General features: G+C 72.4%; 20 protein-coding genes. 10 read left to right on the forward strand and 10 right to left on the reverse strand.

From position 1 onward, the window contains the following. The first annotated feature begins 109 nt into the window (after nucleotides 1-109). Complete coding sequence (locus tag SAM23877_RS09710) at nucleotides 110-787, forward strand: RNA-binding S4 domain-containing protein (protein WP_053129067.1); 678 nt, start codon at nucleotides 110-112, stop codon at nucleotides 785-787. A gap of 89 nt (nucleotides 788-876) precedes the next feature. Here the strand turns inward: SAM23877_RS09710 and SAM23877_RS09715 are convergent, their stop codons facing one another. The 3 genes from SAM23877_RS09715 to SAM23877_RS09725 form a co-directional block, all read right to left on the reverse strand. Continuing rightward, entirely contained in the window at nucleotides 877-1,353 is a 477-nt protein-coding gene (locus tag SAM23877_RS09715) for a DoxX family protein (protein WP_053129070.1), read from the reverse strand. Between the two features lie 79 nt (nucleotides 1,354-1,432). Further along, nucleotides 1,433-2,113 carry a class I SAM-dependent methyltransferase gene (locus SAM23877_RS09720; protein WP_053129073.1) on the reverse strand — a complete coding sequence of 227 codons (681 nt, stop codon included), beginning with the start codon at nucleotides 2,111-2,113 and terminating at the stop codon, nucleotides 1,433-1,435. A gap of 160 nt (nucleotides 2,114-2,273) precedes the next feature. Continuing rightward, on the reverse strand, nucleotides 2,274-3,188 hold the full coding sequence (locus tag SAM23877_RS09725) for an acyltransferase domain-containing protein (RefSeq protein ID WP_053129076.1): 915 nt from the start codon (nucleotides 3,186-3,188) through the stop codon (nucleotides 2,274-2,276). Nucleotides 3,189-3,371: 183 nt separating this feature from the next. Between SAM23877_RS09725 and SAM23877_RS09730 the strand changes: the two genes are divergently transcribed. Continuing rightward, entirely contained in the window at nucleotides 3,372-3,629 is a 258-nt protein-coding gene (locus SAM23877_RS09730) for a DUF6343 family protein (RefSeq protein ID WP_053129079.1), read from the forward strand. An 87-nt stretch (nucleotides 3,630-3,716) separates the two neighbouring features. Here SAM23877_RS09730 and SAM23877_RS09735 read toward each other — a convergent pair whose 3' ends face one another. The 4 genes from SAM23877_RS09735 to rpsA all read right to left on the reverse strand — a co-directional run bounded on the left by SAM23877_RS09735 (nucleotide 3,717) and on the right by rpsA (nucleotide 7,603). Then, the gene (locus tag SAM23877_RS09735; RefSeq protein WP_053129082.1) at nucleotides 3,717-4,097 is read right to left on the reverse strand and encodes a tetratricopeptide repeat protein; all 381 of its coding nucleotides are present in this window, start codon (nucleotides 4,095-4,097) and stop codon (nucleotides 3,717-3,719) included. Nucleotides 4,098-4,210: 113 nt separating this feature from the next. Next, nucleotides 4,211-4,816 carry a dephospho-CoA kinase gene (gene coaE, locus SAM23877_RS09740; protein WP_053129085.1) on the reverse strand — a complete coding sequence of 202 codons (606 nt, stop codon included), beginning with the start codon at nucleotides 4,814-4,816 and terminating at the stop codon, nucleotides 4,211-4,213. Between the two features lie 96 nt (nucleotides 4,817-4,912). Then, a complete protein-coding gene (locus SAM23877_RS09745; RefSeq protein WP_053129088.1) occupies nucleotides 4,913-5,851 on the reverse strand; it encodes a PAC2 family protein in 939 nt (312 codons plus the stop codon). Nucleotides 5,852-6,091: 240 nt separating this feature from the next. Beyond that, nucleotides 6,092-7,603 (reverse strand): 30S ribosomal protein S1, encoded by a 1,512-nt coding sequence (gene rpsA / locus SAM23877_RS09750; RefSeq protein WP_053129091.1) that lies wholly within the window; start codon nucleotides 7,601-7,603, stop codon nucleotides 6,092-6,094. Nucleotides 7,604-7,977: 374 nt separating this feature from the next. Here rpsA and SAM23877_RS09755 point away from each other — a divergent pair, with 374 nt between their 5' ends. Beyond that, a complete protein-coding gene (locus SAM23877_RS09755; protein WP_053129094.1) occupies nucleotides 7,978-8,802 on the forward strand; it encodes a class I SAM-dependent methyltransferase in 825 nt (274 codons plus the stop codon). Nucleotides 8,803-8,903: 101 nt separating this feature from the next. Then, nucleotides 8,904-11,555, forward strand: coding sequence for an ATP-dependent RNA helicase (locus SAM23877_RS09760; RefSeq protein WP_053129097.1), 2,652 nt, complete (start codon nucleotides 8,904-8,906; stop codon nucleotides 11,553-11,555). 95 nt (nucleotides 11,556-11,650) lie between these two features. Here SAM23877_RS09760 and SAM23877_RS09765 read toward each other — a convergent pair whose 3' ends face one another. Further along, nucleotides 11,651-13,480, reverse strand: coding sequence for a lytic transglycosylase domain-containing protein (locus SAM23877_RS09765; protein WP_053129100.1), 1,830 nt, complete (start codon nucleotides 13,478-13,480; stop codon nucleotides 11,651-11,653). Nucleotides 13,481-13,723: 243 nt separating this feature from the next. Between SAM23877_RS09765 and SAM23877_RS09770 the strand changes: the two genes are divergently transcribed. Further along, nucleotides 13,724-14,578, forward strand: a complete 855-nt coding sequence (locus tag SAM23877_RS09770; RefSeq protein ID WP_053129103.1) for a DUF4184 family protein — start codon at nucleotides 13,724-13,726, stop codon at nucleotides 14,576-14,578. Here the strand turns inward: SAM23877_RS09770 and SAM23877_RS09775 are convergent. Then, on the reverse strand, nucleotides 14,499-14,930 hold the full coding sequence (locus SAM23877_RS09775; RefSeq protein ID WP_174532207.1) for a hypothetical protein: 432 nt from the start codon (nucleotides 14,928-14,930) through the stop codon (nucleotides 14,499-14,501). The two genes, SAM23877_RS09770 and SAM23877_RS09775, sit on opposite strands and share 80 nt — an antisense overlap. 581 nt (nucleotides 14,931-15,511) lie before the next feature. Continuing rightward, nucleotides 15,512-18,235, reverse strand: a complete 2,724-nt coding sequence (polA, locus tag SAM23877_RS09780) for a DNA polymerase I (RefSeq protein ID WP_053129108.1) — start codon at nucleotides 18,233-18,235, stop codon at nucleotides 15,512-15,514. 324 nt (nucleotides 18,236-18,559) lie between these two features. Here polA and SAM23877_RS09785 point away from each other — a divergent pair, with 324 nt between their 5' ends. The 5 genes from SAM23877_RS09785 (at nucleotide 18,560) to SAM23877_RS09805 (ending at nucleotide 24,104) form a co-directional block, all read left to right on the forward strand. Further along, nucleotides 18,560-20,839 (forward strand): FdhF/YdeP family oxidoreductase, encoded by a 2,280-nt coding sequence (locus SAM23877_RS09785; protein ID WP_053129111.1) that lies wholly within the window; start codon nucleotides 18,560-18,562, stop codon nucleotides 20,837-20,839. Between the two features lie 79 nt (nucleotides 20,840-20,918). Continuing rightward, nucleotides 20,919-21,407: a PaaI family thioesterase gene (locus SAM23877_RS09790; protein ID WP_053129114.1), complete on the forward strand. Its 489-nt coding sequence runs from the start codon at nucleotides 20,919-20,921 to the stop codon at nucleotides 21,405-21,407. 59 nt (nucleotides 21,408-21,466) lie between these two features. After that, nucleotides 21,467-21,955: a hypothetical protein gene (locus SAM23877_RS09795; protein WP_244902926.1), complete on the forward strand. Its 489-nt coding sequence runs from the start codon at nucleotides 21,467-21,469 to the stop codon at nucleotides 21,953-21,955. Then, nucleotides 21,952-22,578, forward strand: a complete 627-nt coding sequence (locus SAM23877_RS09800) for a hypothetical protein (RefSeq protein WP_053142330.1) — start codon at nucleotides 21,952-21,954, stop codon at nucleotides 22,576-22,578. The genes SAM23877_RS09795 and SAM23877_RS09800 overlap by 4 nt, the downstream gene beginning before the upstream one ends. Before the next feature lie 287 nt (nucleotides 22,579-22,865). Continuing rightward, entirely contained in the window at nucleotides 22,866-24,104 is a 1,239-nt protein-coding gene (locus SAM23877_RS09805) for a branched-chain amino acid ABC transporter substrate-binding protein (RefSeq protein ID WP_053129117.1), read from the forward strand. The last annotated feature ends 83 nt before the right edge of the window (nucleotides 24,105-24,187 follow it).

Consider the following 24,187-nt stretch of genomic DNA (forward strand, 5'->3'; position numbering starts at 1 on the left):
CGATCGCCCGTCACCGACCTCGACGAGCAGACCCCGACGGGCGTCCAGGCGGTGCCGGCCCGCGGAAATAGAGGTCTCTCTCGTCCGGCCGGACGGTTAAGGTCGGACCATGGCTTCCGAGCATGACGAGGGCAGGAACGGCGGGCCGGCCGCCCCACGGGACGCCCGCGCGGTACAGGCCGGGACAGCGGCCGGCGACAGCGTCGCGGAGAGGGCCGCGGACGCGGTCGGCGGCAAGGCCACCGGGCAGCGGCCCGAGGCGGTCGGTGGCCGCGGCACCGGGCAGCCCGGCCCGGGCGACGCAGCCGCCGGCGTCTCCGAGCCCCCGGACCCGAAGACCGCCGCGGCGATCGCCGCCGCCGAGGCGGCCGGGCCGCAGAACGGCGAGACCGTCCGGGTGGACAGCTGGATCTGGGCCGTGCGTCTCATCAAGACCCGCTCCCTCGGCGCGACCGCCTGCCGAGGCGGCCATGTCCGGGTGAACGGCGAGCGCGTGAAGCCCGCGTACTCCCTGCGCGTCGGCGACGAGGTGCGCCTGCGGCACGAGGGCAGGGAACGCGTCGTCGTCGTGAAGCGACTGATCCGCAAGCGCGTCGGCGCCCCGGTCGCCGCCCAGTGCTACCTCGACAACTCCCCGCCGCCCCCGCCCCGCGAGGCCGTCGCCCCGGCCGGCATCCGCGACCGCGGCGCCGGCCGCCCCACCAAGCGCGACCGCCGCGAACTGGAACGCCTGCGAGGACTCGAAAGCCTGAGCCGCGCCCGGAGGGATGCCGAGACCAGGCCCTGAAAGCGCCGCGGCCCCGCCCGCGTGCCCTGCCTCGGACGCTGCCGCGGACGTCGTCCGCGGCAGCGTCCGAGGCGGGGCACCTGCCCGGTTCAGGCGCGCCGGGGCCGTACCCGGCGGAGAAGCTCCTCGTTGTGTCCGCGCCGGGCCCAGGCGACGAGCAGGAGCGGCACCATGAGGATGACGGGTGTCGCGGCGTTGTCCCCGTCGAAGCAGGCGAGCTGGACGACGAACGCGCCGACCATCAGAGCGCCGAGGGCCGCCGCGGCCACCGACTGCAGTGCGGGGATCAACAGAGCGATCGCGCCGGCCAGTTCGAGCACGCCGATGACGTACATGCCCGCGTTGCCCCAGCCCATCGTGGCGAAGGTGTCGGCCGCCGAGGAGTGCGCGATCAGCTTGGGCAAGGCGCTCGCCCCGGCGAAGAACACCGCGAGGAGCACCTGCACCGCACGCAGGACGGTCCGGGCGCCCCGCCCACGGGCCGGTGCGGTGGAAGTCGCCGGGGCCGCGGAAGCACCAGGGCTCGACGGGGCGGCGGCGACGATCGGGGCGGCGGGCTGAGACATGAGGGTCTCCTGGTGAGCGGTCCGGGAAGCTGTCGGAGAGGTAGACCGCCCGTCGGCCCCGAACTCATCGCCGGCCCCTTCAGGAAACGGGCAGCGCGCTGACCCACGTCCCGTCCTCGGTCAGACGCCGGTCCACCCGGAGCCCCACCTCCTCCAGTGCCTGCTCGAACTGCTCCTCGGTCATGGGCCGGGCACGGAAGGTCTGCGTCCAGACCGCGTCCGGGAACTCGTACTCCGCGCGCACCGAGTTGACACCGTCTCCGACCGGCTCCGACGAGACGATCCGCACGGTGAAGCCGCTGGGGTCGACCCGCTCGCGCGGCAGGTCCGTGTGGTAGTCCGCCCCCTCCTTCTGGATCAGGACGCAGCCGCCCTCCGCGACATGGCGGACGCAGGTGCGCAGCAGCCCCCGTCTCACCTCGGCGTCTCCGGCGTGCACGAGGAACGACGCCAGCAGCACGACGTCGAAGCGCTCGCCCAGGTCGAGGTCCTCGATCGGGCTGCATATCGTGCGTGTCCCGCGTACGTGCTCCAGCATCTCGGCGGACTCGTCCACCGCGGTCACCCTGAACCCCCGCTCCAGCAGCGGGTGGGTCATGCGCCCCACGCCGCTGCCCAGCTCCAGGATGTGCGCGCCCTCGGGCACGGCGGCGGCGATGACGTCCGGCTCGGCTCCCGCGGGCAGCCGCGAATAGAGCTCGACCGCACAGCCGTCCGGGGTGATGGCCCCGGGTCCCGTCCCCTGGTGTCCCTCTCGCATCCTCAGCTCCATGTCCGTCCAACGGACGGCCTCCGCACGCCCGTTCCCCTCGCGGCCCGGTTCACCCGTCGGAGTGAACGCGTCGGCCGTCCCGAACGGAGGGCGCCGGTGGACGCGCCTGTCGGCGGAGCCGGGGGGCCGCCGGCGTGGCCGGCGTACGTCAGAGGGGGAACCAGCCGTACCTGACGTACCAGTGCCCGCCCGCCCGCAGATGGTCCCCGACCGCCCGCTCCACCGAGGTGCGCCGCGGCAGGTCGTCGACCGGCAGGGAGGGGTCCCCGAAGACGAAGCGCACGGGTTCCTCGTCGGCGGGCTCGGTGTCCTGCGGTGCCACCCGGAAACGCTCCTGGAAGCGCACGATGTTGGAATCCGCGTCCAGATAGCCCTTCAGCTGCGGGTCGAGGAGCCAGGAGTGGCACATCGCGGCACGGTACGGCTCCTCCGGGAAGTGCCGGCGGAAGAACCGCTCGGCGAGCGCGAGTGAGCGGTCGCAGGCGGCCGGTGTGAGGGGCCCGCGGAAGTCCGGGACGTGGAGGGCGAGAGCGGGCTCGCCCGGCACCGCGTCCATCCCGGCCGCCCGCAGTACCGGAGCAGTGCGCTCCCCGACGGTGGCCCGTTCGAACTGCAACCGCCCCAGTTGGTAAAGTTCTCCCCGGAAGTGGTGCACCAGCCACCGCGGGGCGCGTACCCCGCCGGTGCCGTACCTCCTGCGATGGCTCGCCATGTTCCGCCCCAGGTCGGCGAGGGTGTGCCGGGTGACCTCCGCCGGGACGCCGCGCTCCTCGTGGTAGGCGCGTGTCCAGGGCAGCGCGGCGACGAAGACGTAGGCGGCGAAGTATCCGCCCAGCGCCTCCGGGGCCTCGGCCAGACGCTCCCCGAACCGCCGCGCGCCCTCCGCGTCGCCCGCCTCGACCCCGACGTCCCGCACCAGTTCCTCGACGCACTCCTCCAGCAGCCGTCTCGTCCCGGCGTCGCGGGTCACCAGACCGCGCCGTCCCACCAGTACGTTGATGTCCTCGTGCGGAACCGCCAGGTCCAGCAGCAGCTCGGGCAGGTCGTCGACATCCGGCAGCACGGGTCGGTCCGGGATGCCGGAGCGGTCTGGGACGCCGGAGAGGTCCGGTGTGCCCGAGCGGTCCGTAGAGGCGGGTCGGTCCGTAGAGGCGGGTCGGTCCGTAGAGGCGGGTCGGTCCGGTAGCACAGCGCGTTTCCCCCTCGTCGGTCTCCCGCAGTACCTTTTCCACAGGAGTGATGATCGATGCGCACCGGCAGTGAACCGGCCACCGCGCGCAGTGCCCTGCGGGCGCGCTTCTGGCTGAGCCTGTGGGGAGTGATCTGGGCCCTCTTCGGGACGGCCGCCTTCGCGGTGGTCGGGCGGCCCGGATGGGCGCTCGCGTGCGGGGTCCTGTGGCTCGTCGCCACGGTCGACCTCGTCGTGATCGTTCGGCACATCCGGCAGGGCCCGCACTACCAGCCGGGTCCGGACATCCCGCCGTACCGGCCACCGAGGAACTGACCCGTACCGGCCGTCGAGGAACCGCCCCGGACCGGCCATGAGGATCAGGGACACGTCAGCAGGGCACCGGGTGGGCGTCCGGACCCGTCACGAGTCGAAGCGCGCCTGCTGCAGGTACTCCGGGTTCGGGTCCAGAGCCGCCGCCAGCCGGAAGTGGCGTCGGGCCTGGTCGGGGCAGCCCCGGCGCTCGTAGGTGCGGGCGAGCGCGAAGTGCGCGAACGCGTTGTCCGGCTCGCGCTCCAGCACGATGGTGAACTCCAGCTCGGCCGGTCTCAGTTGCGCCGCCGCGAAGAAGGCGCGCGCACGCAGCAGTCGCGCGGCCGTGTTCTCCGGGTGCACGCCGATGACCCCGTCGAGCAGTTTGACCGCGCCCTGCGGGTCCCGCGCCGCGAGCAGTTGCTCGGCGGCACGGAAGTCGATGACATCCGTCTCCGGAGTACGTCCGGTCGAACCGCTGGTCTCGGGCACGGCAGCATCCTTCCCTCTCTCGGAGGGATCAACGCCCGCGCGGGAGCCGCTATTCCAGGAGCGACAGGGGCGGCCGGGTGCGGCCACGGCCCGCTCCGTACGCGCCCGGGCGCTCAGCGCGACGCGTGCGCTCCGCGGGACAGCTCGGCCCACACCTCGCTCACGCGGGCTCTCAGCTCGTCCAGCGGTACGTCGTTGTCGATGACCACGTCCGCGATCTCCCGGCGCTGCTCGCGCGTCGCCTGGGCGGCCATGCGCGCACGTGCGTCCTGCTCGGTCATGCCCCGCAGCCGGACCAGGCGGTCGAGCTGGGTGGCCGGGTCGGCGTCGACGACGACCACGACGTCGTACAGCGGTGCCAGGCCGTTCTCCGTGAGCAGGGGGACGTCGTGGACGACGACGGCGTCTTCGGCAGCCGCCTCTTCCAGGGCGCGTGAGCGTTCACCGACCAGGGGGTGCACGATCGAGTTCAGCGCGGCCAGCTTCTCCGGGTCGGCGAAGACGATCGAGCCGAGCTTCGGCCGGTCCAGGCTGCCGTCCTCGGTGAGCACGCCCTCGCCGAACGCCTCCACGACCGCGGCCAGCCCCGGGGTCCCCGGCGCCACGACCTCGCGCGCGATCCGGTCCGCGTCGATCAGTACGGCGCCGTGTTCGACGAGCAGCCGTGACACCTCGCTCTTGCCGGCGCCGATCCCGCCGGTCAGGCCCACCTTCAGCATGAGCGGAAGCTTAGGGCCTGCCGTCGGCCGCCGTTCCGACAGGGCGGCCGGTGCGGTACCGGCCCGGCGTCAGCCGTCGCCCTGGCCGGCCCGGCGTCAGCCGTCGCCCTCCCGCTCCGCCAGGAAGCGTTCGAACTCGCGGCCGATCTCGTCCGCCGACGGGATGTCGACGGGCTCGGCGAGCATGTTGCCCCGGGTCTCGGCGCCCGCGACGGCGTCGTACTGGTGCTCCAGGCCCTGGACGAGCGCGGTGAGTTCCTCGTCGCCCTCCTGGACCTGACGGTCGATCTCCGTCTGCGTGCGGTGCGCCTCCGTCCGCAGGGAGTGCGCGATGCCCGGCAGGACCAGTCCCGTCGCCGCCGTGATGGCCTCCAGGACGGTCAGGGCGGCGTCCGGATAGGGCGAGCGGGCGATGTAGTGCGGGACGTGCGCGGCGACTCCCAGGACCTCGTGGCCCGCCTGCATCAGCCGGTACTCCACGAGCGCCTCGGCGCTGCCCGGGACCTGGGCCTCCTCGAACGGGCTGGGGTGGCCCGGCACGAGGTCGGTGCGGTTGCCGTGCGGGGTGATGCCGACGGGGCGGGTGTGCGGCACGCCCATCGGGATGCCGTGGAAGTTGACCGAGAGGCGGACGCCGAGACGCTCGACGATCTGCCCGACGGCGGCGGCGAAGCGCTCCCATTCGACGTCCGGCTCGGGGCCCGACAGCAGCAGGAAGGGCGCACCGGTCGCGTCCTGCACGACCCGCACCTCGATGGCGGGCTCCTCGTAGTCCGTCCAGGTGTCCCGCTTGAAGGTCAGCAGCGGGCGACGCGCCCGGTAGTCCACGAGCCGGTCGTGGTCGAAGCGGGCGACGAGCTGGTGGGGCAGCGAGTCGAGCACCTGGTCGACGATCTGGTCGCCGGTCTCGCCCGCGTCGATGTATCCGTCGAAGTGGTAGAGCATGACCAGTCCGGCCGACTCCTGGGCGAGTGCCATGTCGACGACGGCCAAGCCCTTCGGCTCCCATGCGTACAAACCCTGCGGATCAAGCACAGTGTCCGCTCCCCTCCTCGTGTCCGTACGTCACAACGTCCGCACGTGGGCGGACATTCCCGGTAGGCGCGGTGCCGTGATCTTGGCGACGGCAGGGGGCGTTCGGGTACGGCGGCAGGGGCGTCGCCACACGGGCGCCTCCACGCGGGTGTCGCGGCACGGGTGTCGCGGCACGGCCGAGGGGCCGCACCTCGAAAGGTGCGACCCCTCGGTCGACTACTGGGCCTCAGTGGCCCGCGATCAGCTCTGGCCGCCGGCCAGCTTCTCGCGCAGCGCGGCCAGCGCCTCGTCCGACGCCAGGGCGCCGGAGTTGTCGCCGCCCTCGGAGGAGTACGAGCCGCCGCCGCCACCACCGCTGGAGGCGGCCGGAGCCGCACCCGCGGTGTCGACACCCTCGGCAGCGGCCTTCTCGTCCGCCTCGCGGGACTTGATGACCTGCGCCTGGTGCTGCTCGAAGCGCTGCTGCGCCTCGGCGTACTGGGTCTCCCACGCCTCGCGCTGGGTCTCGTAGCCCTCGAGCCAGTCGTTGGTCTCGGGGTCGAAGCCCTCGGGGTAGATGTAGTTGCCCTGGTCGTCGTAGGACGCGGCCATGCCGTACAGGGTCGGGTCGAACTCGACCGCCGACGGGTCGGCACCGAAGGACTCGTTGGCCTGCTTCAGCGAGAGGCTGATGCGACGGCGCTCGAGGTCGATGTCGATGACCTTGACGAAGATCTCGTCGTTGACCTGGACGACCTGCTCCGGGATCTCCACGTGGCGCTCGGCCAGCTCGGAGATGTGGACCAGACCCTCGATGCCCTCGTCCACGCGGACGAACGCACCGAACGGCACCAGCTTCGTGACCTTGCCGGGCACGACCTGGCCGATCTGGTGGGTGCGGGCGAACTGCTGCCACGGGTCTTCCTGGGTCGCCTTCAGCGACAGGGAGACGCGCTCGCGGTCCATGTCCACGTCGAGAACCTCGACGGTGACCTCCTGGCCGACCTCGACAACCTCGGACGGGTGGTCGATGTGCTTCCAGGACAGCTCGGAGACGTGGACCAGACCGTCGACGCCACCCAGGTCCACGAAGGCACCGAAGTTGACGATCGAGGAGACGACGCCGGAACGGACCTGACCCTTCTGGAGGGTGGTGAGGAACGTCTGGCGGACCTCGGACTGGGTCTGCTCCAGCCAGGCACGGCGGGACAGGACCACGTTGTTGCGGTTCTTGTCCAGCTCGATGATCTTGGCCTCGAGCTCCTTGCCCACGTAGGGCTGGAGGTCGCGCACGCGGCGCATCTCGACCAAGGAGGCCGGGAGGAAGCCACGGAGGCCGATGTCGAGGATGAGACCACCCTTGACGACCTCGATGACGGTACCGGTGACGATCCCGTCCTCTTCCTTGATCTTCTCGATGGTGCCCCAGGCCCGCTCGTACTGGGCGCGCTTCTTCGAGAGGATCAGGCGGCCTTCCTTGTCCTCCTTCTGGAGAACAAGGGCCTCGATCTCGTCACCCACGGCGACGACCTCGTTGGGGTCGACGTCGTGCTTGATCGAGAGCTCGCGGCTCGGGATCACACCTTCGGTCTTGTAACCGATGTCGAGCAGGACCTCGTCCCGGTCGACCTTCACGATGACGCCGTCGACGATGTCGCCGTCGTTGAAGTACTTGATCGTCTCGTCGATCGCGGCGAGGAAGGCTTCCTCGTTACCGATGTCGTTGACCGCTACCTGCGGGGTGGTTGCGGTGGTCTCGGTGCTGCTCGTCATGTGGGAAAGGGCTCCGGTACGGACATTGAAGTCGTAGGTACTGCTTACGCCGGGAGCCCGTTTCGCTCTGCAGAAGCCGGACAGCCAAGGAAGCGTCACCGAAACCAGGGGTGACACCTCGAGAACCGAGGGGACATACAACAGATGCGAGCGCGACCTGCTACGTCTGAGGTGCGCAGGCCCGCAGCGCAACTTGTAGCATACGGGGGCAGCCGGGCAGGGTCAATGCGCGAAGCCGCACACCCGGGGCGGATCACCGCATACCCGGCACAAAAGCTGCCCCCGGAGGCCACCTGGGCCCCTTGACGTCCCTTGCGTGACAAGCGGGGCGGGCGGCACGGAAGAGCCCGCAGACTAGTACGAGGGAGCCGGTCATCCAAGAGCCCGTAACGTCCGAGGCCGAAACGGCGGAGCCCGAGGCCACCCGGCGTGCCGCCGGTGTCACGGAGAGCGCCCGCGCCAACCGTGGGTGGTGGGACCGTAATGCGGACGAGTACCAGATCGATCACGGCACCTTCCTCGGCGACGACCGCTTCGTGTGGTGTCCCGAGGGACTGGACGAGGTGGAGGCCGAGCTCCTCGGTCCGGCTGAGGAGCTGAAGGGCAAGGACGTCCTGGAGATCGGCGCCGGCGCCGCCCAGTGCTCACGCTGGCTGACCGCGCAGGGTGCCCGGCCCGTGGCCCTGGACCTCTCCCACCGCCAGCTCCAGCACGCGCTGCGCATCGGCTCGTCCTTCCCCCTGGTCTGTGCCGACGCGGCCGTGCTGCCCTTCGCGGACGGCTCGTTCGACCTCGCGTGCTCGGCGTACGGGGCGCTGCCCTTCGTCGCCGATCCGCGGCTGGTGCTCCGGGAGGTGCACCGGGTGCTGCGCCCCGGGGGTCGCTTCGTCTTCTCGGTCACGCACCCGCTGCGCTGGGCGTTCCCGGACGAACCCGGTCCCGAGGGGCTGTCGGTGTCCGCCTCCTACTTCGACCGCACGCCGTACGTCGAGCAGGACGACGAGGGCCGCGCGGTGTACGTCGAGCACCACAGGACGCTCGGTGACCGCGTCCGGGACGTCGTGACGTCGGGATTCCGGCTGGTGGACCTGGTCGAGCCGGAGTGGCCGGAGTGGAACACCTCCGAGTGGGGCGGCTGGTCGCCGCTGCGCGGGCATCTGATCCCCGGGACGGCCGTCTTCGTGTGCGAGCGCGACTGAGTCCACGTCGGCTGCACGCGCGGGCGCGCGCTGCGTGCGCCTGAGCACCACTCTCCCCACGCGCGCGGGGAGTGGTCTCGCCGCCGTACGACACTGGGGGCGTGATCCGTTACGACGCCCTGGACGCTCTGCCCGTGCGCGAGGCCCTGCCCGCGCTGCACGACGCCCTGGAGGGGCACGGCACCGCGGTGCTGGTCGCGCCGCCCGGTACCGGCAAGACCACGTCGGTGCCGCTCGCGCTGGCCGGCCTGCTGGGCGAGGGTCTCGCGCGGCGCGTGGTCGTGGCCGAGCCGCGGCGGATCGCGGCGCGGGCGGCGGCCCGGCGGATGGCGTGGCTGCTGGGCGAGAAGCCGGGCGCGAGCGTCGGGTACAGCGTGCGCGGTGAGCGGGTCGTCGGGCGGCACACACGCGTGGAGGTCGTGACGACCGGTGTCCTGTTGCAGCGGCTGCAACGCGACCAGGAGCTGGCGGGCGTCGACGTCGTGATGCTCGACGAGTGCCACGAGCGGCATCTGGACGCGGACACGACGGCCGCGTTCCTGTGGGACGTGCGGCAGACGCTGCGCCCCGAGCTGCGTCTGGTGGCCGCTTCGGCGACGACCGACGCGGCGGGCTGGGCCCGGCTGCTGGGCGGCGCGCCTGTTGTCGAGGCGGAGGGCGTGTCCCATCCCGTGGAGGTGGTGTGGGCACCGCCGACGCGTCCGGTACGGCCGCCGCACGGGATGCGGGTGGACCCGGCGCTGCTCGCTCACGTGGCGTCGGTGACGCGGCGGGCCCTGGCCGAGCGGGACGGGGACGTGCTGTGCTTCCTGCCCGGCGTCGGGGAGATCTCCCGTGTGGCCGGGCAGCTGGGGGGTCTCGGTGACGTCGAGGTGCTCCAGGTGCACGGGCGGGCGCCGGCGACGGTGCAGGACGCGGTCCTGGTGCCCGGGACACGGCGTCGCGTGGTGCTGGCGACCTCGGTGGCCGAGTCGTCGCTGACGGTCCCGGGTGTGCGGGTGGTCGTGGACGCGGGGCTGGCGCGGGAGCCGCGGGTGGATCACGGGCGCGGGCTGAGTGCCCTGACGACGGTGCGCGCCTCCCGCGCGGCGGCGCGGCAGCGGGCCGGCCGGGCCGGGCGTGAGGCGCCGGGTGCGGTGTACCGCTGCTGGGCGGAGGCGGAGGACGCCCGTCTGCCGCGGTTCCCGGCGCCGGAGATCAAGGTGGCCGACCTGACGGCGTTCGCGCTCCAGGCGGCCTGCTGGGGCGACCCGGACGCCTCCGGGCTGGCGCTGCTCGATCCGCCGCCGGCCGGGGCGATGGCTGCGGCGCGGGAGGTGCTCGCGGCGGTCGGCGCGGTGGACTCGGCGGGGCGGGCCACCGAGCGCGGTGCACGGCTGGTCCGGCTGGGGCTGCATCCCCGGCTGGGGCGGGCGCTGCTCGACGCGGAGGGCCTGGGGGCGGTCGGCGACGGGACGTCCGACGCCGCGGCCGAGGTCGTCGCGCTGCTCAGCGAGGAGCCACCGCGGGAGTACGGGGACGACCTCGCGGCCGCCCTGCGGGCCGCGCGGCGCGGGAACGACGCCTACGGGGCACGGTGGCAGGCCGAGGTGCGACGGCTGCGGGCCGCCGTGCGGGGACCGGGGAAGGGCGCCGCCGCGCAGGGGCCCGGGAGAGACGCCGCCGCGCGGGGGCCCGGAAGGGTGGTCGCCGTGGAGGAGGCCGGGAGAGACACAGCCCCGGAGAGGCCCGGCAGGGGCGCCGGCGTGGAGGGAGCCGGGCGGCGGGGCTCTGGTGGCGCCGGCGACGGGTCGGTCGGGGTGGTGGCCGCGTTGGCCTTTCCCGAGCGGGTGGCGAGGAAGGACGGCGCCTCGTACCTGATGGTCTCCGGGACCCGGGCCGAGCTGCCGGAGACGTCGGCGTTGCGCGGGGCACCGTGGATCGCCGTCGCCGTGGCCGATCGGCCCGTGGGAAGGGGGCACGCGCGCGTGCTGCTCGGGGCGGCCGTCGACGAGGCGGCGGCCCGGCTCGCGGCGGGCGCGCTGCTGGAGGAACGGGACGAGGTGCACTGGGGTGACGGCGACGTCGTCGCCCGGCGTGTCGAACAGCTGGGAGCCGTGGAACTCACCGTGCGGCCCCTCACCGACGCCGACCCCGGTCTCGTACGGGACGCGCTGCTGGAGGGGCTGCGGCAGGAGGGGCTCGGGTTGCTGCGCTGGTCGGCCGAGGCGGACGTTCTGCGCAAGCGGCTCGCCTTTCTGCGGCGGCGGCTCGGCGCACCCTGGCCGGACGTCTCCGACGAGGCGCTGCACGCGCGCGTGGACGAGTGGCTGGAGCCCGAGCTGGGCCGGGCCCGACGGCGGGCCGACCTGGCCCGCATCGACGCGGGGCAGGCGCTGGCACGGTTGCTGCCCTGGGCCTCCGGGGAGGCGGCACGGCTGGACGAACTGGCCCCCGAGCGGATCCTCGTCCCCAGTGGGTCCCGGGTCCGGATCGACTACACGGATCCCGGGCAGCCGGTCCTGGCGGTGAAGTTGCAGGAGATGTTCGGACTCCAGCGCTCCCCGGAGGTCGCCGGGGTGCCGCTGCTCGTGCACCTCCTCTCCCCCGCCGGCCGCCCGGCCGCGGTCACCGCCGACCTGGCCTCGTTCTGGAAGGACGGATACAAGGGCGTACGGGCGGAGCTGCGCGGCCGTTACCCGAAGCATCCGTGGCCCGAGGACCCCGCCACGGCCGAGCCGACGCGGCACACGAAGGCCCGGCTCGGAAAGTGAGGTCCGGCTCGCGAAGTGACGGGGAGCGAAGGGCGAGGGGCGTCCCACCGCCGTGACGGTGGGGCGCCCCTCGGTCGTTCCGGCAGCAGCCGTGTCTACGCGGCCGGCTCGGTCGACGGCTCGGTGGACGGGCTGGGCGAGGCGTCGGGCGAGTCGGTGGACGGGTCCGGCGACGGCTCCGGCTGGGCCTCGGCCACCTTCAGCTGGACGTTGAGCGTGGCGCCGCCCGCGGTGGTGAGGCGGAGCACGAACGTGCCGGTGGTGTCGTCCGCGTACAGCTTCGGCAGCGTCAGCAGGCCCTTGGCGTCGGTCTTCAGGCCGGTCAGGGTGCGGACGGTCTTGCCGTCGGCGTCCTTGAAGTACGGGCCCTTGTCGCTCTCGACCGGGTCGAGCACCGACTTGATGAGGGTGGCGGTGACGGCGACCTTGTCCGCGGCGGCGCCCTTGTGCGTGGCCTTCACCTCGACCCGGTCCGCGAACTCGCCGCCCGGCGTGCACGTCAGGGCGGTGGCGCCGGTGCGGGCGATCGCGTCGGCGACGCGCTCGGTGACGGTGGCCCGGTAGTCGAGGCCGGCGACGGTCCGGCCGATGACGGTGGCACGGACGGTGAACCCGCCGGTCTTCTCCCCCGCCACCAGCGCGGGCGCGACGGCCACGCCGGAGGCGTTGGTGGTGACGGCGGCGACCTTGTCGCCGCCGGTGAAGGCGGCGTCGGTGTCGCCGATGACGGTGAAGCGGATACGCACCTTGCCGACGGACTGGCCGGCCTTGGTCTCGGCACGGGTGCTGATCTTCTGGGTGAAGGTGTCGCCCGCGATCGCGGTCAGCCCCGTGGTACCGGCGTTCTCCAGGTGGTGCACCGTGTCCGTGGGGGTCTCGGTCGTGGGCGGAGTCGCCGGATCGGTCGGGGGCTTCGGGCTCGGAGAGCCCGTGCCGGGGTCGGAGGGCTTGGGGGGTGCGGGGGGCGTCGGCTTCCCCGGGCCGGGCGTCGATGTGCCGGGAGCCGTGGGGCCGGTGGTCGCGCCCGTGGCACCCGTGGCGCCCGTCGCGCCCGTCGCGCCGGGAGACGGGCTGGGGCCGGTCAGACCGGTGCCGTCGTCGCTGCGGCCCACGGGCAGGGTGCCGGTGCCGTCGGGGATCTCGTGGGTGCCCTTGCGGTAGTGCTCCAGCCAGGACAGGACCGTGTGGAGGTAGTCCTGCGAGTTGTTGTAGCTGAGGATCGCCCGGTTGAGGTCGGCCTGGACGGACAGGTCCCAGCCGTTGCGGCACAGATAGTGGCCGGCGGAGAGCGCGGCGTCGTAGATGTTGTTGGGGTCGTCCTTGCCGTCGGCGTTGCCGTCGCGGCCCGCCCACGCCCACGTGGAGGGGATGAACTGCATGGGGCCGACGGCGTTGTCGTACCTGCTGTTCCCGTCGTAGACGCCGTTGTCGGTGTCCTTGATGAGCGCGAAGCCGTTGCCGTCGAGCTGCGGGCCGATGATCCGGCCGAGGGTGTTGCCCTGCGCGTCGACCCTGCCGCCGCGTGCCTGCCCCGACTCCACCTTGCCGATGGCGGCCAGCAGTTGCCACGGCAGGTTGCAGCCCGGTTTGGTCCGGCGCAGCTCCGACTCGGCCTTCTTGTAGGCGTCGAGCACGGTGGCGGGAATGCCCGCTTCGGCCGGGCCCCGGGAGGCGGGGGTGCCGATGGTCGGCGCGGGGCTCGGGCTGTTGAGCGGCGGAAGGTCCGTGTAGTACGGCGAGTTGCCGGTGGCGCTCTCCTCGGAGGGCGCGTCGGACGTCGGCATGTTGTCGGCCGTGGTCTGTCTGCCGTGGGCGTCGGCCGTCACGTCGGGGGCCTGGGACGCGGACAGGGCCGCGACCACGACCGCCGCCACGGTGGTGGTGACCGCCGCCTTGCGGAGCCTCCTGTCGAAATGCGCCGCCATAGAGTGAACCCCTCCCGTGGACGCCCTCGCGTCCCTCTCCGTCGGTCTTCGGCTGTCGCGCCGGCCCGTCCTGCCCACCCTGCTGTGACGATCGGTACGCGCCGATGGTTGCACCGCAACCATCCCCGCGCGGTGTCCGTCTGTTCGACCAGTACGGTGCCGCAGGCGACCCTACGACAACTTGCTTTGCACGGGCACCCATTCGTGCCCGATATTCACCAGTTGGCCATATGAGGAGTTCTGTTGCCGTTCACCCTCAGTCATGCGGCCGCCGTGCTGCCCGCGATGAGGAGCGACGGGACCGGCCGGGGGCCGCTGGTGCCCGCCGTACTCGTGGCAGGGTCATTTTCACCCGACATCACCTATTACGCGGCCAGTTTCCTGTCCGGGGCGATGGAGTTCGGGGACGTCACGCACTCCTTCCCGGGCGTCCTCGTCGTCGACGTGGTCATCGCCTGGGTGCTGGTGGGGGTGTGGCTGCTGCTCCGCGAACCGCTGGTGGCCTTGTTGCCGCGGGCCCGGCAGGGCCGTGCCGCCGCCCTGCTGCGCTGCGGGACGCCACGCGCGCGCGTGGACACCTCGCTCGTCGTGCGGTGGTACGTGTCGGCCGTGCTGGGGGCGCTGACGCACGTGGTGTGGGACGCGTTCACGCACCTCGACCGCTGGGGGATGCGGGTGTTCCCGGTCCTCGGGCGGGAGATCGCGGGCTCGCCGCTCTACTGGTACCTCCAGTACGGCGGTTCCGCCGTGGCCGCGGTCGTCCTCGCCGTGTTCCTGGCGCGGGCGCTGCGCCGGGCGCCCCGGGCCGAGCCGCTGGGCGTTCCGGTCCTCTCCGTACGGGACCGGTGGTGGGCCGGAGCGGTGCTCGGCGGTTGCGCCGTGGTCGGGGCGGTGCAGCGGGCGGCACGCTGGTGGGCCTACTGGGGAGACGTGGCGAAACCCTGGGAGCTGATCCCGACGCTGTGCTTCGGCGCGGGTGCGGGGCTCGCCCCCGGGCTGTTGCTGTACGCCGTGGGGGTCAGGGCGTGGCGTCCGGCCCCGGTTCCCGGAAGCCCAGGAGGCGCCGGTACGGAGCCGGACCGCCGGGTCGCGCGCTGAGGGTGTCGGTGCTCGCGACGAACACGGTGAAGCTGTGTGCGGGCCGTGTCCGCGGCATCAGCGTGAGCGCGAGCGCCAGGTAGCCGCGGGCCAGGTCGACCCACAGGTGCCGGGCGAGGGCGCCGGGCGGGGGCGTGGGGGCCGCGGTCCGGTCGTCCCGGTCGACGCGGCGGGTGAGCCTGCGGCGGAGGTCCGTCGCGGTACGGCGCAGGGCCGTGGCGAGGGTGGTGGGGGTGCGGCCGGTGCTTGCGCCCGGCGCGAAGACCGGGACCGGCAGGAAGAGCACGCGGGCGGGTCGGTCGGTGCTTGCCCGTGCCGGTGTCGTCCGGTGGTGGAGCATGCGTATACCCATGCCCGCATCCTCACGGGAGACGGGGACGGAGGGCGCTTTCGCGAGGGCCACCTGAGTGACGGCCCCCGCGGAGCGGGAGGGGGCGCGTCGGCGGGGGTGTGCGCTCGGGACGGGCGGGTACGGACGTCCGACCAGGCCGGTCCCGGCCGGTGGACCGCACAGCAAGGACACGGGCCCCCGCCCCTGCGTCATGCGCCACGGGCCGGCCCAGCGCTCGACACCGCCTCGTACACCGGCCGGCGACGACCGGCGACGACGCCCGAACGTCGGCGATGCCTCGATGGCACGTCGGCACTCCCGGGCGCGAGGAGCCCGGAGTGCGAGCGAGGCAGATGCGGTCCCGGGCGGGGTGGGACGGGACCGGAGCTCCGGCCGAGCGCGAGCCGTCTTGAGCCCAGTGCGGGGCCGGGTCCGAGAGCGGATCGACCCCGGACGCGGGCGCGGCCGACCCGATCGCCCGGGCCGACCGACCCCACGCAGCACCGGCTGCCGCCACACACAGGCGAGCCCGCCCCCCGCCGACCGCCGACCGCCGACCGCCGACCGCCGACCGCCGACCGCCGACCGCCGACCGCCGGAGGCTAGTGCGCTGCCGACTCCCAATCCGGGCCCGAGCCCACCGAGACGCCCAGGGGGACCCTGAGCCGCACCGCGTTCGCCATCTCGCGGCGGACGAGCTCCTCCGCCGCCGCGCGCTCGCCGGGAGCGATCTCCAGGACGATTTCGTCGTGGACCTGGAGCAGCATGCGCGAGGCGAGACCGGCCTCGCGCAGCGCCTTGTCCACGTTGAGCATGGCGATCTTGACGATGTCGGCCGCCGTGCCCTGGATCGGGGCGTTCAGGGCCATGCGCTCGGCCGCCTCGCGGCGCTGACGGTTGTCGCTGTTGAGGTCGGGCAGGTAGCGGCGGCGGCCGAAGAGCGTCGCCGTGTACCCCGTCGCCCGCGCCTCGTCGACGACCCGGCGCAGATAGTCCCGTACGCCGCCGAACCGCTCGAAGTAGGCGTCCATCAGGCCGCGGGCCTCGGCCGCCTCGATGTTCAGCTGCTGGGAGAGGCCGAAGGCCGACAGACCGTACGCCAGGCCGTAGGACATGGCCTTGATCTTGCGGCGCATCTCCGCGTCCACCGCGGACTGCTCGACCGAGAAGACCTGCGCGGCGGCGGTGGTGTGCAGGTCCTCGCCGGAGGTGAACGCCTCGGTCAGGCCCTCGTCCTCGGAGAGGTGGGCCATCACGCGCAGTTCGATCTGGCTGTAGTCCGCCGTCATCAGGGACTCGAAGCCCTCACCGACGACGAACCCGCGCCGGATCGCGCGGCCCTCGTCGGTACGGACCGGGATGTTCTGCAGGTTCGGGTCCGTGGACGAGAGGCGACCCGTGGCGGCGACCGTCTGGTTGAACGTGGTGTGGATGCGGCCGTCGGTGGCGATCGTCTTGATCAGGCCCTCCACCGTGACGCGCAGCTTGGCCTGCTCCCGGTGGCGGAGCATGATCACCGGCAGTTCGTTGTCGGTCTGGGCCGCCAGCCAGGCCAGGGCGTCGGCGTCCGTGGTGTAGCCGGTCTTGGTCTTCTTGGTCTTCGGCAGGTTCAGCTCGCCGAAGAGGACCTCCTGAAGCTGCTTGGGCGAGCCCAGGTTGAACTCACGGCCGGCCGCCGCGTGCGCCTCCTTCACCGCCTGCTGTACGGCGCCCGCGAACATCTGCTCCATCGCCTGCAGGTGCTCCCGGTCTGCCGCGATGCCGTGCCGCTCCATGCGGGCCAGCAGCGCGGACGTGGGCAGCTCCATGTCGCGCAGCAGGTCTGCCGCGCCGACGTCCGCCAGGCGCCCTTCGAAGGCTTCTCCCAGGTCCAGGATCGCGCGGGCCTGCACCATCAGCGCCTCGGCCTCGGCACCGTCGTCCGCGCCGAAGGCCAGCTGGCCGTCGGCCGCAGCGGCGGGCGCCAGCTCGCGGTGCAGGTACTCCAGGGACAGCGCGTCCAGGTCGAAGGAGCGCCGGCCCGGCTTGACCAGGTAGGCCGCGAGCGCGGTGTCCATGCCGACGCCGGCGACGGTCCAGCCGTGCTCGGCGAAGACGCGCATGGCGCCCTTGGCGTTGTGGAAGACCTTCGGCCGGCCCGCGTCGGACAGCCAGGCCGTGAACGCCGTCTCGTCGGCCTCGTCCAGCTCGGCCGGGTCGAACCAGGCGGCCGGTCCGCCGGACGCGGCGAGCGCGACCTCGGCGACCGAGCCGGTGCCCAGCGCCCAGGTGTCGACCGTGGCGACGCCGAGGGTCCCCGTGCCGTGCTCGGCGAGCCAGCCGGCCAGCTCGCCCGTGCCCAGCACCGTGCCGTCCAGCTCCACGCCGTCGGCCACGACCGGAGCGGCCTCGGCCTCCTCGGCGCCCGGGTCGACGGCGTAGAGCCGCTCGCGCAGCGACGGGTTCCGGATCTCCAGGGTGTCCAGGATCATCGCGACGCCCTTGCGGTCGTACGCCGTGCGCTCCAGGTCGGTGACCGTCTTCGGCAGCTCGACCCGGCGCTCCAGCTCGGTGAGCCGGCGGTTGAGCTTGACCGACTCCAGGTGGTCGCGCAGGTTCTGCCCGGCCTTGCCCTTGACCTCGTCGACGCGCTCGACCAGGTCGGCGAAGGACCCGAACTGGTTGATCCACTTCGCGGCCGTCTTCTCGCCCACGCCGGGGATGCCCGGCAGGTTGTCGGACGGGTCGCCGCGCAGCGCCGCGAAGTCGGGGTACTGGGCGGGGGTCAGTCCGTACTTCTCGAAGACCTTCTCCGGTGTGAAGCGGGTCAGCTCGGAGACGCCCTTGGTCGGGTAGAGGACCGTGGTGTGGTCACTGACCAGCTGGAAGGAGTCCCGGTCGCCGGTGACGATCAGCACGTCGAAGCCCTCGGCCTCGGCCTGGGTGGCGAGCGTGGCGATGACGTCGTCGGCCTCGAAGCCCTCGACGGCGAAGCGCTGCACGTGCATGGCGTCGAGCAGCTCGCCGATCAGCTCGACCTGGCCCCTGAACTCGTCCGGGGTCTTGGAGCGGTTCGCCTTGTACTCGGTGAACTCCTCCGACCGCCAGGTCTTGCGGGAGACGTCGAACGCCACCGCGAAGTGCGTGGGAGCCTCGTCACGCAGCGTGTTGGCCAGCATCGACGCGAAGCCGTAGATCGCGTTGGTCGGCTGGCCCGTCGCGGTCGTGAAGTTCTCCGCGGGCAGCGCGAAGAACGCGCGGTACGCCAGTGAGTGCCCGTCCATGAGCATCAGGCGCGGACGGCCGCCGGAGGTGTTGTCGGTCTTCTTCGCTGCTGTCTCTGCCACGTCCCCGATCCTGCCACGGACCACTGACACTCGGCCCCGCGCTCGCCGGTGGCCGGCACGAGGCGCACCGCGCCGTGGGGGCAGGCGGTGTCCCGCGCCGTGACGGGGCCGACGGCGGCGGTCGCACGGCGCGTGGAGGTGCGGGCCGGGCGCGCGGTTCCCGTGCCCCGTCAGGGCCGCCGCTCCGGCCCGGCGGCCCGGAACACGCCTCCTTGCGCGCCGCGAGCACCCCTTCCGGCACGGGTCCGCCCGGCCCGCGTCGTTGTCGGCGGGCCGTGCGAGGATCGGAGACGTACCTCACACGTGTACGCGAAGGAGCGCGCGATGGCCACCAAGCCGCCCAAGGGTGATCCGGTTCAGGACGCGCCGCGGATCACGGAGCCGCAGCACACGGCGGCGGGCATCCCGGCCATCGGCCACACCCTGCGCGTCGCACAGCGGCAGATGGGCGTGAAGCGGACCGCGCTGACGCTGCTGAGCGTCAACCAGAAGGACGGCTTCGACTGCCCGGGCTGCGCCTGGCCGGAGCCGGACCACCGGCACAAGGCGGAGTTCTGCGAGAACGGCGCCAAGGCCGTGGCCGAGGAGGCCACGCTGCGCCGGGTCACCCCGGAGTTCTTCGCCGCGCACTCCGTCGCCGACCTCTCCACCCGCAGCGGCTACTGGCTGGGGCAGCAGGGACGGCTCACCCACCCGGTGTACCTGCCGGAGGGCGGCACGCACTACGAACCGGTCACCTGGGAGCGGGCCTTCGGCATCGTGGCGGAGGAGATCGCCGCGCTGGACTCGCCCGACGAGGCCGTCTTCTACACCTCCGGCCGCACCAGCAACGAGGCGGCGTTCCTCTATCAGCTCTTCGCGCGGGAGCTCGGCACCAACAACCTGCCGGACTGCTCCAACATGTGCCACGAGTCGTCCGGCTCGGCCCTGTCCGAGACCATCGGCATCGGCAAGGGCAGCGTCCTGCTGGAGGACCTGTACAAGGCGGATCTGATCATCGTGGCCGGTCAGAACCCGGGCACCAACCACCCTCGTATGCTCTCCGCCCTGGAGCAGGCCAAGGCGAACGGCGCGAGGATCATCAGCGTCAATCCGCTGCCCGAGGCCGGCCTGGAGCGCTTCAAGAACCCCCAGACCGCCAAGGGGCTCACCGCGGGCGCCGCGCTCACCGACCTGTTCCTGCAGATCCGCCTCGGCGGCGACCAGGCCCTGTTCCGGCTCCTCAACAGGCTGATCCTCGACACCGAGGGCGCCGTCGACGAGGCGTTCGTCGGGGAACACACGCACGGCTTCGAGCAGTTCGCCGAGGCCGCCCGCGCCGCCGACTGGGACGAGACGCTCGCCGCGACCGGCCTCACGCGCGCGGAGATCGAGGAAGCGCTGCGCATGGTGCTCGCCTCCCAGCGCACCATCGTGTGCTGGGCGATGGGCCTGACCCAGCACAAGCACTCCGTGCCGACCATCCGCGAGGTCGTCAACTTCCTCCTCCTGCGCGGCAACATCGGCCGCCCGGGCGCGGGCGTCTGCCCGGTGCGCGGCCACTCCAACGTGCAGGGCGACCGCACCATGGGCATCTTCGAACGCCCGGCGCCCGCGTTCCTGGACGCCCTGGAGAAGGAGTTCGGTTTCGCCCCGCCGCGCGCGCACGGCTACGACGTCGTTCGGGCCATCCGCGCACTGCGCGACGGCGAGGCGAAGGTCTTCTTCGCCATGGGCGGCAACTTCGTCTCCGCCTCCCCCGACACGGAGGTCACCGAGGCTGCCATGCGGCGCGCCCGGCTCACCGTGCACGTGTCGACGAAGCTGAACCGCTCGCACGCCATAACGGGTGCGCGCGCCCTGATCCTGCCGACCCTCGGCCGCACCGAACGCGACCTCCAGGGCGGCGGCGAGCAGTTCGTCACCGTCGAGGACTCCATGGGCATGGTGCACGCCTCCCGCGGCCGGCTGGAGCCCGCGAGCGCGCACCTGCTGTCCGAGCCGGCGATCGTGTGCCGGCTGGCCCGCCGCGTGCTGGGCGAGCGCAGCCGCACGCCCTGGGAGGAGTTCGAGAAGGACTACGCGACGATCCGGGACCGCATCGGGCGGGTGATCCCCGGCTTCGAGGACTTCAACACGCGCGTGGCCCGCCCCGGGGGCTTCGCCCTCCCCCACGCCCCGCGCGACGAGCGCCGCTTCCCGACGGCCACCGGCAAGGCCAACTTCACGGCCGCACCGGTCGAGTACCCCGAGCTGCCCGAGGGGCGGCTCCTGCTCCAGACACTGCGCTCGCACGACCAGTACAACACCACGATCTACGGCCTGGACGACCGCTACCGGGGCATCAGGAACGGCCGCCGGGTCGTCCTGGTCAACCCGCAGGACGCCGGCCTGCTGAAGCTCCGGGACGGCGCGTACGTCGACCTCGTCAGCGAGTGGAGGGACGGGGTGGAGCGGCGGGCCCCCGGCTTCCGTGTCGTGCACTACCCGACGGCACGGGGCTGCGCGGCGGCGTACTACCCGGAGACCAACGTCCTGGTGCCGCTGGACGCCACCGCGGACACCAGCAACACCCCGGCCAGCAAGTCCCTGGTCGTCCGTCTGGAACAATCGGCGACCGACTGAGCGTTTGCTCAGTCGAGCCGGCGGCCCGAGCGGCCGGGCGGCGGACCGAACAGACGGAGCGACGAAACGGAGCCGGCCCATGGGCGAGCAGCAGCAGGTGCAGTTCCCGCAGGAGGTCATCGACGAGTACGCCGCGCTCGGCGTCGACCTGCCCGCCCTCTTCTCGGCCGGGCACCTCGGGACGCGCATGGGCGTCCAGATCCTGGAGGCGTCGGCGGACCGGGTCGTCGGCACCATGCCGGTGGAGGGCAACACCCAGCCGTACGGGCTGCTGCACGGCGGCGCTTCGGCGGTGCTGGCCGAGACCCTCGGCTCGGTCGGCTCGATGCTGCACGGCGGCAGTTCCAAGATCGCCGTCGGCGTCGACCTGAACTGCACCCACCACCGCGGGGCCCGCTCCGGCCTGGTCACCGGAGTGGCCACGCCGGTGCACCGGGGCCGGTCGACGGCGACGTACGAGATCGTGATCAGCGACGAGCAGGACCGGCGCGTGTGCACCGCCCGCCTGACGTGCCTGCTCCGGGACCTGAAGCCGGGCGACGGCGAGCGGGCCGGCACGGCGGGCTGAGCGGGCCGCGTCCCGGCCACGGCATTGCTCTCGTCCGCTCGGCGCCCTAACTTCGGGGCATGGGACGGGGAGAGGCCCCCTGGCCGGGGGTGGCGGCCCGGCGGTTCCGGTGCTCGCCCGGACTGCTCGCGCTCGCCTTCACGCTGACACTGCCGACCGCCGGGGCGACCGGATGTGCCGGCTCCAGCCCCGGAGAACCGTCTTCCGGCACGACCCGGACGACCGCGTCGGCATCGACTTCGGCATCGCCCGCCGCATCGGCTTCCGCATCGGCACAACCCACCCTGTCCGGCGCGGAGTTGTGCACGAACGCCGTCCGCTACTGGGCGCGCGAGATGCTGGCCGGTGGCACGCCCTACGGCGACTACCAGTCGATGGGGCTGTCCAACCGGCAGTACGACATCCTGCGGGAGGTGGTGGACGCCGCGCGGGCCACGAAACGCGCCCAAGGTCAGCGAGCGGCCGATGAGTTGATCGACCGCCGGGCGAGCGAGGACTGCGCCGATCACTACCGCGACGGCGGCCCGACCGACGGGCCGTGGCGGTGAGCGGCACCGGCCCCGTCGAGGCGGGCGAAGGCACCAGCGACCGCACCGCCCCGGCAGCCCGCCGGCCGTCCCGGCGGCATGCACCACCAGCCCCTCATCACGACCGCTCGGCCCGTCACCGCGACCTCTTCGCCCGCCGGCGCCGCGCGGTCCTCGCGACCGCCGCGGCCGTCGCGGCCCTGGCGGGGGGCGCCTGTCTGTACGCCACCCGCCCGCAGCCGCCGCCCCCTCCCCCGCCGCCGCATCCCTCCCAGGCGGTCGACCTCGACTACCTGGACGCGGTGCCCGGCCCGGGCGAGGCCTTCCGTTTCGCGGTACGGCTGAGCGTGCGGTCCGGCCCGCCCGTCACCGTGACGCGGCTCGACCAGCCCTACGACGGCATCGCGATGACGTCGTCACCGGTCGCGCCTTTCCAGACAAAGGCGCATTCCGCCCGCAAGATCATCGTCACGCTGCGGGTGACGGAATGCGCAAAAGCACCGCGGAACCTGGCACTCCCTTTTCTCCATGTAACGCTGCGTAATACGCGCGCAATACACGACCACAGTTTCATCCTGGGGACGCGCTATGCGCGGGACCTCTCCCACGCCCTGCAAGTCGCCTGCAGCAACGAATCCGGGTAATCACCAAAACGCCCCAGACGCCTGAACAGTGGCGGCCGGTCCTGCGGGTTCTCAGCATGCGGACAGGGCGAATCGGCCTGAATTCCGCCCTTCTTCCCAGCCGACACCGCTCTGCATTACCCCGTGTCATAACAAGAGCGTCACAGCATGAGTCAGACCCTCCTCCACGTTCCCCACACACGCTTAGAGTCACGGCCAGTCACCGCGCCATCCGATTGTCACTTCGGCCCAGCGCTCGACTCGGCCGCCTCCACGGGGAAGCGGCTGTGCCAGGGAAAGGACTGATCGTGCGTCAACGTTCGCTCATCGCCATCACCGCCGCTCTGGCGGCGGGAGCACTCACCCTCACCGCCTGCGGCTCGCGCGACGACGACGGCGGCTCGGACTCCGGCAACGGCGACGGCGGTGGCACCACCGTCGTCATCGGCGTCGACGCCCCGCTGACCGGCGACCTGTCCGCGCTGGGCCTCGGCATCAAGAACTCGGTTGACCTCGCCGCCAAGACGGCCAACAAGGACAACTACGTCGACGGCATCAAGTTCGAGATCGAAGCCCTCGACGACCAGGGTCAGCCCTCCGTCGGCCAGCAGAACGCCACCAAGCTCACCGCCAACGACGACGTGCTCGGCGTGGTCGGCCCGCTGAACTCCTCGGTCGGCGAAGCCATGCAGATCATCTTCGACCGGGCCAAGCTGGTCGAGGTCTCCCCGGCCAACACGAACCCCGCCCTCACTCAGGGCGTGAAGTGGCAGACCGAGAAGGTCCGGCCCTACAAGTCGTACTTCCGCACCGCGACCACGGACGCCATCCAGGGCCCGTTCGCCGCGCAGTACGTCTTCAACGACTCGAAGAAGAAGAAGGTCTTCGTCATCGACGACAAGAAGACCTACGGCGCCGGTCTGGCCGCCACCTTCACCGAGGAGTTCAAGAAGCTCGGCGGCCAGGTCGTCGGCACCGAGCACATCAACCCGGACACCAAGGACTTCAACGCGGTCGCCACCAAGGTCAAGACCTCGGGCGCCGACGTCGTCTACTACGGCGGCGAGTACCCGCAGGCCGGCCCGCTCAGCAAGCAGATCAAGGCCGCCGGAGCCAAGATCCCGGTGGTCGGCGGTGACGGCATCTACAGCGCCGACTTCATCAAGCTCGCCGGCGCCAGCGGCACCGGTGACCTCGCGACCTCCGTCGGCGCACCGGTCGAGGAACTCCCCTCCGCCAAGGAGTTCGTCGCCAACTACAAGGCCGGGGGTTACAAGGAGGCCTACGAGGCCTACGGCGGCTACTCCTACGACTCCGCCTGGGCGATCATCGAGGCCGTCAAGAAGGTCGTCGAGGACAACGACGGCAAGCTTCCCGACGACGCCCGCGCCAAGGTCGTGGACGCCATGCAGAACGTCTCCTTCGACGGTGTGACCGGCAAGGTCTCCTTCGACAAGTTCGGTGACGCCACCAACAAGCAGCTCACCGTGTACGCCGTCGAGAACGGTGCCTGGAAGTCGGTGAAGTCCGGCACCTACACCGGCTGACCCACCGCACGCACCACTGATCACGTGATCACGAGCCGCGCGGGGCGCTGTTCCACAGGCGCCCCGCGCGGACTCGCATCCGG

It is taken from the genome of Streptomyces ambofaciens ATCC 23877 (assembly GCF_001267885.1).
GTDB classification, from domain to species: domain Bacteria; phylum Actinomycetota; class Actinomycetes; order Streptomycetales; family Streptomycetaceae; genus Streptomyces; species Streptomyces ambofaciens.

What these genes read in the sequence shown, in the direction of transcription:
- SAM23877_RS09710 (WP_053129067.1), top strand. Translation starts at nt 110, where the DNA reads ATGGCTTCCGAGCATGACGAGGGCAGGAACGGCGGGCCGGCCGCCCCA.
- SAM23877_RS09715 (WP_053129070.1), bottom strand. Translation starts at nt 1,353, where the DNA reads ATGTCTCAGCCCGCCGCCCCGATCGTCGCCGCCGCCCCGTCGAGCCCT.
- SAM23877_RS09720 (WP_053129073.1), bottom strand. Translation starts at nt 2,113, where the DNA reads ATGCGAGAGGGACACCAGGGGACGGGACCCGGGGCCATCACCCCGGAC.
- SAM23877_RS09730 (WP_053129079.1), top strand. Translation starts at nt 3,372, where the DNA reads ATGCGCACCGGCAGTGAACCGGCCACCGCGCGCAGTGCCCTGCGGGCG.
- coaE (WP_053129085.1), bottom strand. Translation starts at nt 4,816, where the DNA reads ATGCTGAAGGTGGGCCTGACCGGCGGGATCGGCGCCGGCAAGAGCGAG.
- rpsA (WP_053129091.1), bottom strand. Translation starts at nt 7,603, where the DNA reads ATGACGAGCAGCACCGAGACCACCGCAACCACCCCGCAGGTAGCGGTC.
- SAM23877_RS09765 (WP_053129100.1), bottom strand. Translation starts at nt 13,480, where the DNA reads ATGGCGGCGCATTTCGACAGGAGGCTCCGCAAGGCGGCGGTCACCACC.
- SAM23877_RS09775 (WP_174532207.1), bottom strand. Translation starts at nt 14,930, where the DNA reads ATGGGTATACGCATGCTCCACCACCGGACGACACCGGCACGGGCAAGC.
- SAM23877_RS09785 (WP_053129111.1), top strand. Translation starts at nt 18,560, where the DNA reads ATGGCCACCAAGCCGCCCAAGGGTGATCCGGTTCAGGACGCGCCGCGG.
- SAM23877_RS09790 (WP_053129114.1), top strand. Translation starts at nt 20,919, where the DNA reads ATGGGCGAGCAGCAGCAGGTGCAGTTCCCGCAGGAGGTCATCGACGAG.
- SAM23877_RS09795 (WP_244902926.1), top strand. Translation starts at nt 21,467, where the DNA reads ATGGGACGGGGAGAGGCCCCCTGGCCGGGGGTGGCGGCCCGGCGGTTC.